Annotated in this window: 9 protein-coding genes; 8 read left to right on the top strand and 1 reads right to left on the bottom strand. The window is 65.5% G+C overall.

The window, feature by feature from the left end; genetic code table 11:
* Positions 1-45 precede the first annotated feature (45 nt).
* Positions 46-2,340, bottom strand: a complete 2,295-nt coding sequence (locus CT676_RS00085; RefSeq protein ID WP_275552069.1) for a ribonuclease E/G — start codon at positions 2,338-2,340, stop codon at positions 46-48.
* Here CT676_RS00085 and CT676_RS46000 point away from each other — a divergent pair.
* From CT676_RS46000 to CT676_RS00120, 8 genes are all read left to right on the top strand, one after another.
* The gene (locus CT676_RS46000; protein WP_275552070.1) at positions 2,275-3,231 is read left to right on the top strand and encodes a hypothetical protein; all 957 of its coding nucleotides are present in this window, start codon (positions 2,275-2,277) and stop codon (positions 3,229-3,231) included. The two genes, CT676_RS00085 and CT676_RS46000, sit on opposite strands and share 66 nt — an antisense overlap.
* A gap of 615 nt (positions 3,232-3,846) precedes the next feature.
* Complete coding sequence (locus CT676_RS00090; protein WP_135213486.1) at positions 3,847-5,142, top strand: N-acetylmuramoyl-L-alanine amidase; 1,296 nt, start codon at positions 3,847-3,849, stop codon at positions 5,140-5,142.
* 263 nt (positions 5,143-5,405) lie between these two features.
* Entirely contained in the window at positions 5,406-7,916 is a 2,511-nt protein-coding gene (locus CT676_RS00095) for a penicillin-binding protein 1A (RefSeq protein ID WP_071914354.1), read from the top strand.
* Between the two features lie 104 nt (positions 7,917-8,020).
* Positions 8,021-9,152 (top strand): peptide chain release factor 2 gene (prfB, locus tag CT676_RS00100; protein ID WP_135213487.1). Its coding sequence is split into 2 segments (ribosomal slippage): positions 8,021-8,089 and positions 8,091-9,152, totalling 1,131 coding nucleotides; the frame shifts between segments, so codons are not numbered across the junction.
* Positions 9,152-10,033 carry an NAD(P)-dependent oxidoreductase gene (locus CT676_RS00105; protein WP_135213488.1) on the top strand — a complete coding sequence of 294 codons (882 nt, stop codon included), beginning with the start codon at positions 9,152-9,154 and terminating at the stop codon, positions 10,031-10,033. Before prfB ends, CT676_RS00105 begins: the two co-directional genes overlap by 1 nt.
* Positions 10,034-10,047: 14 nt before the next feature.
* The gene (locus CT676_RS00110) at positions 10,048-10,923 is read left to right on the top strand and encodes a DMT family transporter (RefSeq protein ID WP_135213489.1); all 876 of its coding nucleotides are present in this window, start codon (positions 10,048-10,050) and stop codon (positions 10,921-10,923) included.
* Positions 10,924-11,000: 77 nt separating this feature from the next.
* The gene (locus CT676_RS00115; protein ID WP_135213490.1) at positions 11,001-11,912 is read left to right on the top strand and encodes a DMT family transporter; all 912 of its coding nucleotides are present in this window, start codon (positions 11,001-11,003) and stop codon (positions 11,910-11,912) included.
* A 109-nt stretch (positions 11,913-12,021) separates the two neighbouring features.
* Complete coding sequence (locus tag CT676_RS00120; protein WP_135213491.1) at positions 12,022-13,257, top strand: ABC transporter substrate-binding protein; 1,236 nt, start codon at positions 12,022-12,024, stop codon at positions 13,255-13,257.
* Positions 13,258-13,473: the final 216 nt, after the last annotated feature.

A 13,473-nucleotide genomic window follows, 5' to 3' on the forward strand; every position in this document is an offset into this window, starting at 1 on the left:
AAAACCGCCCGGTTTGGCCGGGCGGTTTCAACTGCTTTGTTCGCTCTACTCGCCGCCGCCGAACCGGCGAGACCACCAGCCGGCGCGACGCGGCGCGGCCGGAGTTTCGGTTGCCGCTTCCGGCGCGGGTTCAGCGGCTGGTGCGGGCGGGGCAACCGGCTCTGGCGCTGCCGCAACCGGTGTTGCCGGCTCGCTCGCGCTGCTCGACAGGAAGCTCACCTTTTCCCGGACCGTGGAGCGGCGACGCGCAGCCTTGTCGTCGGCCGGCTCTTCGTCCGCGGCGGCAGGAGCGGGCTCAGGCTGGGCCGGCGCCTCAATCTGCACCTCGGCGCGCGGCTCGGGCTGGCTGACCTCAGGCTCGGCGGTGGTGTGTTCGGCCTGCGCGATCGAGGGCGCAGCCTCGCCGCCAAAGCTGTCGAAATCGGCGACGGCATCGGTCGCTTCCGACGGCGCATTGGCTGCGAGCTCGTCGCCGATGGAGCCGGCGAGACCTTCCTCGTTGCCACCGCGACGGCGGCGTCCACCGCGACGACCACGCCGGCGACGGCGATCGCCGTTGCCCTGCTGCTCGCTGCGGGCCGCCTGGTCCTCACCTTCCTCGCCGTCCTGTTCGGACTCGGAATCCTCTTCACCTTCGCTGGCCGCCACGGCCGCTTCGGAAGACGCCGGAGCGCCATCCTCGCGCAACTCGCCGTCGCGCGGGGCACCGCGGCCGCGCCGACGCCGGCGGCGCTTGCGGCGCTGGCCATCCTGGTCGGAAGCCGCTTCGCCGCCAGCCTGCTCCTCGGCGAGGCCTTCGGTTTCTTCGGTCTCGACCTCGGATTCCAGCTCCGGATCGAATTCCTCGTCGTCATAGACTTCTTCGGCTACGGGCGGCGGGCTTGCGGCGGCCTGTGCCGCCAGCAGCGCCTTCGCCGCTTCCAGCGTATGCACCTGCTCGCCGCGGTCGATGAGATAGGCCTGCGGTCCGCTGACGCTGGGGTCGGCGATGACGGCCAGCGTGACCTTGAAGCCGTTCTCGAGGTCGCGCAGATGGCCGCGCTTGTGGTTCAGCACATAGAGCGCGACGTCGGTGCGGGTGCGGACCACGAGATTGTGGGTCGCGCCCTTCATCAGGATCTCTTCGAGGCCGCGCAAAAGCTGGAGCGCAACCGAGGAGACCGAGCGGACATGGCCGGTGCCGCCGCAATGCGGGCAGGGATCGGTCGAGGATTCCAGCACGCTGGCGCGGATGCGCTGGCGCGACATCTCGAGCAGGCCGAAATGCGAGATGCGGCCGACCTGGATGCGCGCGCGGTCCTGCCGCAGGCAATCGGACAGCTTGCGCTCGACCGCGCGGTTGTTGCGCTTCTCGTCCATGTCGATGAAGTCGATGACGATCAGGCCGGCGAGGTCGCGCAGACGGAGCTGGCGGGCGACCTCTTCGGCCGCTTCCAGATTGGTCTTGAGCGCGGTGTCCTCGATATGGTGCTCGCGGGTCGATCGTCCGGAGTTGACGTCGATCGAGACCAGCGCCTCGGTCTGGTTGATCACGATGTAGCCGCCGGAGCGCAACTGCACGGTCGGAGAGAACATCGCGTCCAGTTGGCTCTCGACGCCCATGCGCGAGAACAGCGGCTGGCCGTCGCGATATTGCTTCACCGCGCTGACATTGGCGGGCATCAGCATCTTCATGAAGTCGCGCGCTTCGCGGTAGCCGGACTCACCGGCAACCGAGATCTCGTCGATCTCCTTGTTGTAGAGGTCGCGCAGCGAGCGCTTGATCAGCGAGCCTTCCTCGTAGACCAGGGTCGGGGCCTGCGACTTCAGCGTCAGGTCGCGCACCGTCTCCCACATCCGGATCAAATATTCGAAGTCGCGCTTGATCTCGGGCTTGGTGCGGGCGGCGCCGGCGGTGCGCAGGATGATGCCCATGCCCTCGGGCACGTCGAGATCCTGCACAACTTCCTTCAGGCGGGAACGATCCTGCGCGCTGGTGATCTTGCGGCTGATGCCGCCGCCGCGCGCGGTGTTCGGCATCAACACGGCATAGCGGCCGGCGAGCGAGAGATAGGTGGTCAGCGCCGCGCCCTTGTTGCCGCGCTCTTCCTTGACGACCTGCACCAGCATCACCTGGCGGCGCTTGATGACTTCCTGGATCTTGTACTGGCGGCGCGGGCGGAAGGTGCGCTCCGGCACTTCCTCCATCACGTCGTCGCCGCCGACGGATTCGACGTGTTCCTCTTCGGCTTCCTCGCCGTCCTCGTCCTCGTCGTCTTCCTCATCGGACTCCTGATGACGAGCATCAGTGCTTTCGCCATCAGCGTAGACGGCATCGGCCGGTTCGGTGGAGGCGGTCACGGCTTCGGCGAGAGCCTCGGCATGGGCTTCGGAGGCGACAGCCTCCTGCGGTTCGGAAGCGGTCTCGGTCGCGACCACGGGCTCGGCGCCGAAGGCTGCGACAGGCGCGGGCGTTTCGTCGGCATGATCATGGTCGTGATGATCGTGCTGGCTGTCGTGGCCGTGGTCATGATCGTGATGATGGTCGTCGTGCCCATGATCGTGATGATCATGGCCTTCGTGGTCATGATCGTGGTGATCATGATCGCCATGTTCGTGGTCTTGATGCTCGTGGCCTTCGTGCTCGCCGTGATGCTCCGTCTCGGCGTGCAGGTGCTCGCCCTCGTGCGGCGCGCCCTCGGTGTGCAGGACCTCGCCCTCGACCGGCTGGGCCGCTGGATCGGCGCCGGCCTCGAGGCCCTCAACGATGTCGCTGCGGACGCGTTCGCCCTGACTGCGGCGGCGGGAATTGCGGTGGCGCGACCGGCGGCGGCCGTGGGAGCGGTTCTCGCTCTCTTCCTCGGCTTCGCGATGGGCCTGTTCCTCGGCCTCGATCAGTGCCTGCCGGTCGGCGACCGGGATCTGGTAGTAGTCGGGATGGATTTCGCTGAAGGCGAGGAAGCCGTGGCGGTTGCCGCCATATTCGACGAAGGCGGCCTGGAGCGAGGGTTCGACCCTCGTGACCTTGGCGAGGTAGATATTCCCGCGCAGTTGCTTGCGTTGCGCGGTCTCGAAATCAAACTCTTCGACGCGATTGCCGCGGACCACGACGACCCGGGTCTCCTCCGGGTGGGTAGCATCGATCAACATCTTGTTGGGCATGTCTTAACTCTTGGCGGCGGCGGGCGCGATTCACCGTGGGCGCGATTAGCGCTGCCGGGTGCCGCGACGGTCCACCTGATTCGGGGGTGAGGGGAAGGCCGAAACGCCGTCTCTCGCGCCTTGCCGAAACGGAAGCTGGAGGGCCGAAGCGGCGCGCGGGATTGTCACTCCGCAGCGTCGCGAACGGTCCTTCAGAATTCGTCGGCACAGTCTGGCGCATCAAGCGTCGGCCCGTATGAAACATTGGGCGGCGGGGCCGCCCCTCAATCAGTTGCTGCTGGCCAGGCATGGCGCGAGCGCGCTCGCCTTGGGGATTACGAACCGCTCCCTTGGGATTAAGGGACCGGGTAACGAGTCACGTCGCTGTCAAAACCGTCCCGGAAACGCGGTGGTAACCAGGGACCGTCCGCCACCGGGGCTTGACCCGCTCCACCTCGCTGCCGCGCACCGCGCTGGTCTTTGAGGGGAACGGAAAAACGCTGGAATTCCCAAACCTTGAGAGTTCCGGCGCTGCACCGGGAGGCTGAACGCGACACAACCGGAAATATCGGCCGTCAGCACTCCGTACATACGTGGAATGGACCAACCGTGCAAGGGAGCGTCGCACGGCGGTCACAGTCGGGGAGTTTCGTATATCTGTCATTAAGCGGCGATTAACCCTGTGGTTCTATTGCGTTAGAAGGGCCGCTCGGAGGCACTGAATCGGTGACGAGCCGCACAAATCAAAGGGTTTTGCTGGGATGCGCGCTTCTGTGCGCCGCAGCATTCGTATGCGCTGATTCCTGGCGCCTGAGCGCGGCGGAAAGCCAGCCGCAACCCTCTGTTGCGGTAGCGAATTTTCCGACCGCCTCCGCCGCCCGGCTGGCCGGCGATGGCAAGCAGACCCGTTTCATCCTCGACATCGATCAGGCCGTCACCTTCCGCGCCGTGACGCTCGCCGACCCGTACCGGGTGGTGGTCGATGTGCCCCAAGTCAATTTTCAACTGCCTGCGGGCACCGGGGTCGAGGGGCGGGGACTGGTCAAGGCCTTCCGCTACGGGCTGGTCATGCCCGGCGGCTCGCGAATCGTGTTCGACCTGACAGGCCCGGCCAAGATCGCCAAGTCCTACGTGCTGGAGGCCGCCAATGGCCAGCCGGCCCGGTTCGTGCTTGAGCTGGAGGAGGTCGACCGGACCGCCTTCGTGCAGTCGCTCGTCCCCGAGAAACGCCCCGAACTGCGGCCCGCAATCGCCGACGCGCCGCCGGCAACGGTTCCGGCCGCCGCCGCTCCGGAAGCCGGGCAGCAAAAGGTCGACGGGCGCCCGATCGTCGTGATCGATCCCGGCCATGGCGGCATCGACAACGGCACGCAGTCGAGCGGCGAGAGCGAGAAGAACCTGGTGCTGGCCTTCGGCCTGGCGCTGCGTGACCGGCTGGACAAGACCGGCAAATTCCGCGTGGTGATGACACGGGACGACGACACCTTCATTCCGCTCAACGACCGGGTCAAAGTCGCCCGCGGGCTCAAGGCCGCCTTGTTCGTCTCGATCCACGCCGACGCGCTGCCGAAGGCCGAGGGCGATGCGCAGGGCGCGACCATCTACACGCTGTCCGACAAGGCCTCCGACGCCGAGGCGCAGCGACTGGCGGACGCGGAAAACCGGGCGGACGCGATCGCCGGTTTCAACCTCGCGGAGGAGCCGACCGACGTCGCGGACATCCTGATCGACCTCACCCAGCGGGAAACTCGTACCTTTTCAAGCCGTTTTGCCCGCCTGTTGATGGGCGAAATGAAGTCGTCCGTGCGGATGCACAAGCATCCCCTGAAGTCGGCCGGCTTCCGGGTCCTCAAGGCGCCGGACGTGCCGTCGGTGCTGGTCGAGATCGGCTATGTCTCCAACAAGGGCGACCTCGAGCATCTGGTCTCCGAGGGCTGGCGGTCCAAGGCCGTGAGCTCGATGGCGCAGGCGATCGACGGGTTCCTGACCAAGCGGATGGCCACGGCCGGATCGTCAAATTGACGACCGGGGGATCGTCGAATTGACGACCGGGGGACGTCGAATTGAGAGGGATTTTCCGTCCCGTTGCAAAAGCCCTAGTTTGGCCACAGCGGGCGCTTTATAAAAATGCCGCAGGGGGTTCCGGAATCGGCGAGAATCCCGTTCGGCAAGCGTCTTGGGTCCGGCACTGATGTAATTGAGTAGGCCGGTGAATTCGCGACGTGGAGTTGGCGCCTGTTTTGGGTGCCTTGAGCTGATCCAGAGTTTGAACGGATAAACATATAATGCGCTTGCTGGTGCGGTTCATGGGCTTCCTGTTCGCCGCGGGAACGGTGGTGTTCCTTGTCGGTGTCGGGGCCGTGGCAGGCCTGATCTGGCATTTCTCCAAGGACTTGCCGGACTACTCTCAGCTTCAGGATTACGAGCCGCCGGTGATGACCCGCGTGCACGCGGTCGACGGCTCGCTGCTCGGCGAATACGCCAAGGAGCGCCGGCTGTACCTGCCGATCCAGGCGGTGCCGAAGCTCGTGATCAACGCCTTCCTCGCGGCCGAGGACAAGAATTTCTACGAGCATGGCGGCATCGACTACACCGGCATGGCGCGCGCCGGCGTGCTCTTCATCCAGAACTACGGCTCGAACCGGCGTCCGCAGGGCGCCTCCACGATCACCCAGCAGGTCGCCAAGAACTTCCTTCTGACCAACGAGGTCTCCTTCGCCCGCAAGATCAAGGAAGCCTTGCTGGCGATGCGCATCGAGAAGACCTACTCGAAGGACAAGATCCTCGAGCTGTACCTGAACGAGATCTATCTCGGCCTCGGCGCCTACGGCATCGCGGCCGCTTCGCTGGTGTATTTCGACAAGTCGGTGAACGAGCTGACGGTCGCTGAAGCGTCCTATCTGGCCGCGTTGCCGAAGATGCCCGCGACGCTGCATCCGGTGCGCAACCGCGACCGCGCCATCGAGCGCCGCAACTACGTCATCGACCGTCTGCTGGAGAACGGCTGGATCAAGCAGGCCGACGCCGACAAGGCGCGCAAGGAGCCGCTGGCCGTCACCAACCGTTCCAACGGTGCCCACACCTTCGCCGGCGAATATTTCGCCGAGGAAGTCCGCCGCGACATCTTCGAGCGCTACGGCGAGAAGAAGCTCTACGAAGGCGGTCTGTCCGTCCGCACCACGCTCGATCCGAAGATCCAGGTCATGGCGCGCAAGGCCATGGTCGCCGGCCTCGTGAACTATGATGAGCAGCAGGGCTATCGCGGTGCGATGAGCAAGCTCGATATTTCGGGCGATTGGGGCGTGAAGCTCGCCGAGATCAAGTCGCTTTCCGACATCTCGCCATGGCGCATGGCGGTGGTGCTGGAGACCAGCGACCAGTCGGCGCGCATCGGCTTCCAGCCGAACCGCGAGCTCGGCGGCGCCATCAGCAAGCAGCGCGAGACCGGCATCGTCACGGTCGACGGCGTGCGCTGGGCGAGGGCGGCCCAGGGCAATGCCAAGGGCAAGACCCCGACGTCGGTGGCGCAGGTGTTGCAGCCCGGCGACGTAATCTATGCCGATCCGCTCTACACCAAGGAGGGACAGCCGGTCGAAGGCCAGTACCGCCTGCGCCAGATCCCCGAAGTGTCCGGTGCGATGGTGGCGATGGATCCCTGGACCGGCCGCGTGCTCGCGATGGTCGGCGGCTTCTCGTTCGACCAGAGCCAGTTCAACCGCGCCACGCAGGCCTACCGGCAGCCGGGCTCGTCGTTCAAGCCGATCGTCTATTCGGCCGCGCTCGACAACGGTTATACGCCCTCGACCGTGGTGCTCGACGCGCCCATCGAAATCGACCAGGGCCAGGGCGCCGGCGTGTGGCGGCCCGAAAACTTCTCGTCCGGCAAATTCCAGGGACCCGTCACGCTGCGCAACGCGCTGCGGCAGTCGCTGAACACCGTGACGGTGCGCCTCGCGCAGGACATCGGCATGCCCCTGATCGGCGAATATGCGCGCCGCTTCGGCGTCTATGACGAACTGCCGAACTATCTGTCCTACGCGCTCGGCGCCGGCGAGACCACGGCGATGCGCATGGTCACGGCCTATTCGATGCTCGCCAATGGCGGTCGCCGGGTGAAGCCGACCTTGATCGACCGCATCCAGGACCGTTACGGCCGCACCATCTTCAAGCACGACCAGCGTGAATGCCGCGGCTGCGACGCGCCGGGCGGCTGGAAGAATCAGGTCGAGCCGCAGCTGATCGACCGCCGCGAGCAGGTGCTGGATTCCATGACCGCCTATCAGATCACCGAGCTGATGGAAGGCGTGGTCCAGGCCGGTACCGCAACCGTGGTCAAGGAGGTCGGCAAGCCGATCGCCGGCAAGACCGGCACCACCAACGAGGCCAAGGACGCCTGGTTCGTCGGCTTCTCGCCCGACGTCGCCGTCGCGATCTATATGGGCTACGACAAGCCGCGCGCGCTCGGTAGGGGCAACGCCGCGACCGGCGGCCATCTGGCCGCACCCATCGCGCGCGACTTCCTCAAGCTTGCGCTCGCCGACAAGCCCGCCGTTCCGTTCAAGGTGCCGGCCGGCATCAAGCTCGTGCGCGTCGTCTCCAAGACCGGCATGCGCGCCGGTCCCGGCGAGACCGGCGGAACCATTTTGGAAGCCTTCAAGCCGGGCACGGCGCCGCCGGACAACTATTCGGTGATCGGCGTTGCTGATGCCGACGGGCGCGGCGGCGTGCCGGCGTCGCAGCAGCAGCAGCCGGATTCCGGCTTCTTCATGCGGCCGGGCACCGGCGGGCTGTACTAGCGGATAAGACGGACGATCGCGGTTCCGGCGGTTGCGCTTTGCAGCCGCCGCCGCTACATCCCGATCTGAATTGCACGCGGGATTCCGCGAGATCAGAGAACAACATGCGCGCCGAAATCGAACGGTTGGTAGAAGAGATCAAGCAGTCAGTCGGGCTGCTGAGGAGGCATCTTTGACGTCGAGAAATCGACGGCGCGCCTCGCTGAGCTGAACAAGCTCGCAGAAGATCCCAACCTCTGGAACGATCCCCAGAAAGCCCAGAAGCTGATGCAGGAGCGCACCTCGCTTGAGGATTCGCTCTCGGGCATCGGCAAGGTCGAGCAGGAGCTCGAAGACGACATCGGCATGATCGAGCTCGGCGAGGCCGAGGGCGATGCGGGTGTCGTTGCTGAGGCCGAAGCCGCGCTGAAGAACCTCAAGAAGGAAGTCGCACGGCGCGAGCTCGAGGCGCTGCTGTCAGGCGAGGCCGATCGTTTCGATTCCTATCTCGAAGTCCATGCCGGCGCCGGCGGCACGGAGAGCCAGGACTGGGCGCAGATGCTGCTGCGCATGTACACGCGCTGGGCCGAGACGCACGGCTTCAAGGTCGAATTCCTCGAAGAGTCCGAGGGCGAAGAGGCCGGCATCAAGTCCGCGACGATCCAGGTCTCGGGCCACAACGCCTATGGTTGGCTGAAGACGGAGGCGGGCGTGCACCGGTTGGTGCGCATCTCGCCGTTCGATTCCAACGCGCGGCGGCACACCTCGTTTTCGAGCGTGCAGGTGTTCCCCGTCATCGACGACAGCATCAAGATCGACATCAAGGAAGCCGACGTCCGCGTCGACACCATGCGCTCGGGCGGCGCCGGCGGCCAGCACGTCAACAAGACCGAATCCGCGGTGCGCCTGACGCATATTCCGACCGGCGTTGCCGTGGTCTGCCAGGCCGGCCGCTCCCAGCACAAGAACCGGGCGCAGGCCTGGGACATGCTGCGCGCGCGGCTTTACGAGATCGAGCTGAAGAAGCGCGAGGAGAAGGCCGCCGCCGACCAGGCCGCCAAGACCGATATCGGCTGGGGCCACCAGATCCGCTCCTACGTGCTGCAGCCCTACCAGATGGTGAAGGACCTGCGCACCGGCGTGCAGACGTCCGACACATCGGGCGTGCTGAACGGCGAGCTCGACGACTTCATGGCCGCAACCCTGGCGCAGCGCGCCTTCGGCACCACCGGCGCCGACATCGAGGACGTCGACTGATGTCCCGCGTCGCCTTCATCGGGTTGGGGCGGATGGGCCACGGCATGGCCGGCCGCTATCTCGATGCCGGATTCACGGTGACGCTGTGGAATCGCAGCAAGGCAAAAGCGGACGACCTGATCGCGCGCGGTGCGCATTGGGCGACGTCGCCTGAGGATGCCGCGATCGATGCCGATGCGGTCGTGACCATGGTCGCCGATGACGACGCCTCGCGCGCGGTCTGGCTCGGGCCTGAGGGCGCGGCCAAGACGGCAAAGGCCGGCACCATTGCGATCGAGTGCTCCACCGTCTCCTATGACCACGCCCGCGAGATGGGCCGCGAACTGAACGCGCGCGGGCTGATCTACATCGACTGCCCCGTGACGGGATTGCCGGATGCGGCCGCGGCCGGAAAGCTGACGCTGCTCGCCGGCGCCGACGCAGCTGATCTCGAACGTGCGCGGCCGTTCCTCGAACCGATCGGCTCGACCGTCCGCCATTTCGGCGCGGTCGGCTCCGGCACGGTCTACAAGCTCATCAACAATCTCCTGGGTGCGATCCAGATCGCGGGCCTTGCCGAAGGCCTCGCCATCGCCGAACAGGCCGGGCTCGACATGAACCTGGTGCTGGAATCGATCCAGGCCGGCGTCGCCGCCAGCCCGCAGGTGCAGCGTCATTCCAAGCGCATGGTCGCCCGCGATTTCAGCGGCGCGACCTTTACGGCGGCGCTGCGGCACAAGGATGCCGCCTATGCGGTAAAGCTCGCCGAAAGCCTGCTCGCCGACAAGCCGCTGGTCTCGCGCGCCGCGGTCGAGTCCTACGCGCAGGCCAAGGCCGCAATGCCCGACGACGATGAAGGCAAGATGATCGAGCTGGTGTCGCGGCCGAAGAAGCCGACCTAGCTGGGCGCATCAACATGGGGCAGCCTCGTTCGGATCGCGGTCTCGGCATTGCCCTCGTCATCGCTGCCGCAGTTGCCTGGAGCACGGCGCCGTTCTTCACGCGCCTCTTGCCGTTCGATCCCTGGACCATCCTGTTCTGGCGCGGCCTGTTCGCGGGCAGCCTGATCAGCGTGTTTCTTGTCGTGATGCAGGGCCGCGCTGCGCTGTGGCAATTGGTCGTGCCGGGGAAGGGCGGCCTGCTCGTCGCGTCCTTGTCCGCGGTCGGCATGGTCTCGTTCATTCCCGCGCTTCAGATGACCAAGGTCATGAATGTGGCGGTGCTGATCGCCACCCAGCCCTTCGTTGCGGCTGCGCTGGCGTGGCTGTGGCTCGGCGAAGCCGCGACGTGGCGTACGCTGACCGCGAGCCTGATTGCCTTTGCCGGCGTGGTGATCACGGTCGGCGGCGTTCAGGCCGGCGCCGATCTCGGCGGCGTGGCGTTAAGCTGCCTGATGGTGCTCGCCATCTCCGCCATGACGGTCGTGGTCCGGCGCCATCGCGAGACGTCGATGGTGGCGGCAGCGGCGCTGTCGAACTTCTTGGGGAGCCTGGTCAGCCTTCCCTTCGCCCACGACATCGCTCATGTCGGCGGCAACGGCCTTGCCATCCTCGCGATGTTCGGCTGCCTTCAGGTCGCGCTCGGCCTGACCTTCTACATGCTCGGCTCGCGCTTGCTGCCATCAGGGCAGGCCTCGCTGATCGCGACGCTGGAAACGCCGCTGATGCCGTTCTGGATCTGGGTCGCTTTTCGCGAACTGCCCGCCGTTCACGCGCTCATTGGCGGCGCGCTGGTGATTGGAGCGGTGATCGCCGATATTGCCGGTGAAGCTCGCTCGCGGCGCCCCTCCTGAGCAAATTTGTCGGAAATCGGGTGGCGGACTGTCTCGCGCCGTCCTAGGCGGCAGGCTCGGCCGTCGAGGTGAAACACATGTCCCTGAACGACAACAGGATCGACGCGCGAGACTGGTCGCTGCTCGCGGTGCTCTCGGTTCTCTGGGGCGGATCGTTCTTCTTCAATGGCGCGGCGCTGCGGGAATTGCCGCCGCTGACGCTCGTGTTCCTGCGCGTCGCACTAGGCGCGGCCATTCTCCTGCCATTGCTCCGGATGCAGGGCATCGGGCTTCCCAAGGGAGTGACGGGCTGGAAGCCGTTCGTCGCCATCGGGCTGCTCAACAACGTCATCCCGTTCTCGCTGATCGTGCTCGGCCAGACCTTCATTCCGAGCGGACTGGCCTCGATCCTGAACGCGACCACGCCGCTCTTCACGGTGATGGTGATGGCGGCGGCCGGCGAAGAGGCCCTGCAGATCCGTCGGGTGGCCGGCGTGGCGCTCGGCCTCGCCGGCGTGATCATCCTGCGGGGATGGGGCATCGAGACCAGGCCGGGGCAGGGGTTCGGCATCCTGCTCTGCCTGGGCGGCGCGTTCAGCTATGGCTTTGCGGCGCTGGCCGCGCGGCGGCTGCTGAAGGACACGCCTCCGCTGGGAACGGCCACGTTTCAACTGATGGCGTCGACGGTGATGATGGCGGTCGTCGCCGGCGCAGTGGAGCAGCCGTGGTACCTTTCGATGCCGGGCCTGACGACCTGGCTCGCGGTGCTTGGCCTTGCCGCCCTCTCGACGGCGCTCGCCTATATCGTCTTCTTTCAGATCCTGCGGCGCTCGGGCGCGACCAATGTGATGCTCGTGACGCTGCTCATTCCCGTCACCGCCATCCTTCTGGGATGGCTGGTGCTCGGTGAGCCGATCTCCGCGCGCGAGATCGCGGGCGCCATCGTCATCGGCAGCGCACTGCTCGTGATCGACGGGCGCGCGCTGACACTGCTGCGGCGCATCGCGTAGGTTCCGGGTCCGTCGTTTCACGGCGCGGAAAATCGCGGCGCTTGCCAGCGGCGAACGGCCTTGCGACACTCTCCGCAAAACAAGACTACAAAACATAGGGGAGAGAACGATGCCGGGTCGTCGCGAAAGCCCTGCTGCCCTCGCCATTCTTGCTGCCGGCGTGCTCGTCACGGCACCGGCCTTGGCGCAGAAGAAATACGATCCCGGCGCCACCGATACCGAAGTCAAGATCGGCAACATCATGCCCTATAGCGGGCCGGCGTCGTCCTATGGCGTGATCGGCAAGACCGAGGCCGCCTATTTCAGGATGATCAACGACCAGGGCGGAATCAACGGCCGCAAGATCAACTTCATCAGCTATGACGACGCTTACTCACCGCCGAAGGCGATCGAGCAGGCGCGCAAGCTGGTCGAGAGCGACGAGGTGCTGCTGATCTTCCAGCCGCTCGGCACGCCCTCGAACTCCGCGATCATGAAATACATGAACGCCAAGAAGGTGCCGCAGCTGTTCGTCGCCTCCGGCGGCACCAAGTTCGGGGACCCCAAGAATTTCCCGTGGACCATGGGTTTCCAGCCGAACTACCAGAGCGAGGGGCGGATCTACGCAAAATACATTCGCGATCATTTCCCCAACAGCAAGGTCGCCGTGTTCTGGCAGAACGACGACGCCGGCAAGGACCAGTTCAAGGGCCTGAAGGACGGGCTCGGCGACAAGGCCGGCATGATCATCGCCGACAAGTCCTATGAGGTCAGCGATCCCTCGATCGACTCGCAGATCGTGGCGCTGCATGACTCGGGTGCCGACATTTTCTTCTCATGGGCCGCCCCGAAGGGCTCGGCGCAGGCAATCCGGAAGGTCGGCGAGCTCGGCTGGAAACCAAAGTTCTTCCTCGCCAATACCGCGACCTCGGTCGCCTCGGTGCTCAAGCCCGCCGGGCTCGACTATTCCAAAGACATCATCTCGACCGTCTATCTGAAGGATCCGACCGACCCGACCTGGGACAAGGACCCGGCGGTGGTGAAGTGGCGCGAATTCATGGACAAATATTATCCCGATGGCGACAAGGCCAACGCCAACAACATCTACGGCTATGTGCAGGCCGAGGCGATGGCGCAGGTGTTGAAGCAGTGCGGTGACAATCTCACCCGTGAGAACGTGATGAAGCAGGCCACTAGCCTGAAGAATTTCCACACCGACCTGATGCTGCCCGGGATCATGGTCAACACCTCCACCGACGACTACTTTCCGATCGAGCAGATGCAGTTGATGCGCTTCAACGGGCAGGCCTGGGAGCTGTTCGGCGACGTCATCACCGGCGAGGTCGGCCACGAGCGGAGTCCGTAGTTCGGTTGTATGTGACCAACAGCGGTCGCGGTGTCCAACTCCGCTAAAGAAATGTCCTCCCGGGTGTGTTCTACTTCACATTGCAGCCGGGTCGGCCCAGCGTAGTCTTCCCTATTGTTCGGGCACCTGTGTCGACGCGCGCTGCGTCTCCACGATGTCCCTGATCTGAATTGTGCCCTGCCTCGGCGAGGGCAGAGCCATTCATGCAAGCGTCGC

The sequence above is a fragment of the Bradyrhizobium sp. MOS001 genome, from assembly GCF_004634465.1.
Lineage (GTDB): Bacteria > Pseudomonadota > Alphaproteobacteria > Rhizobiales > Xanthobacteraceae > Bradyrhizobium > Bradyrhizobium barranii.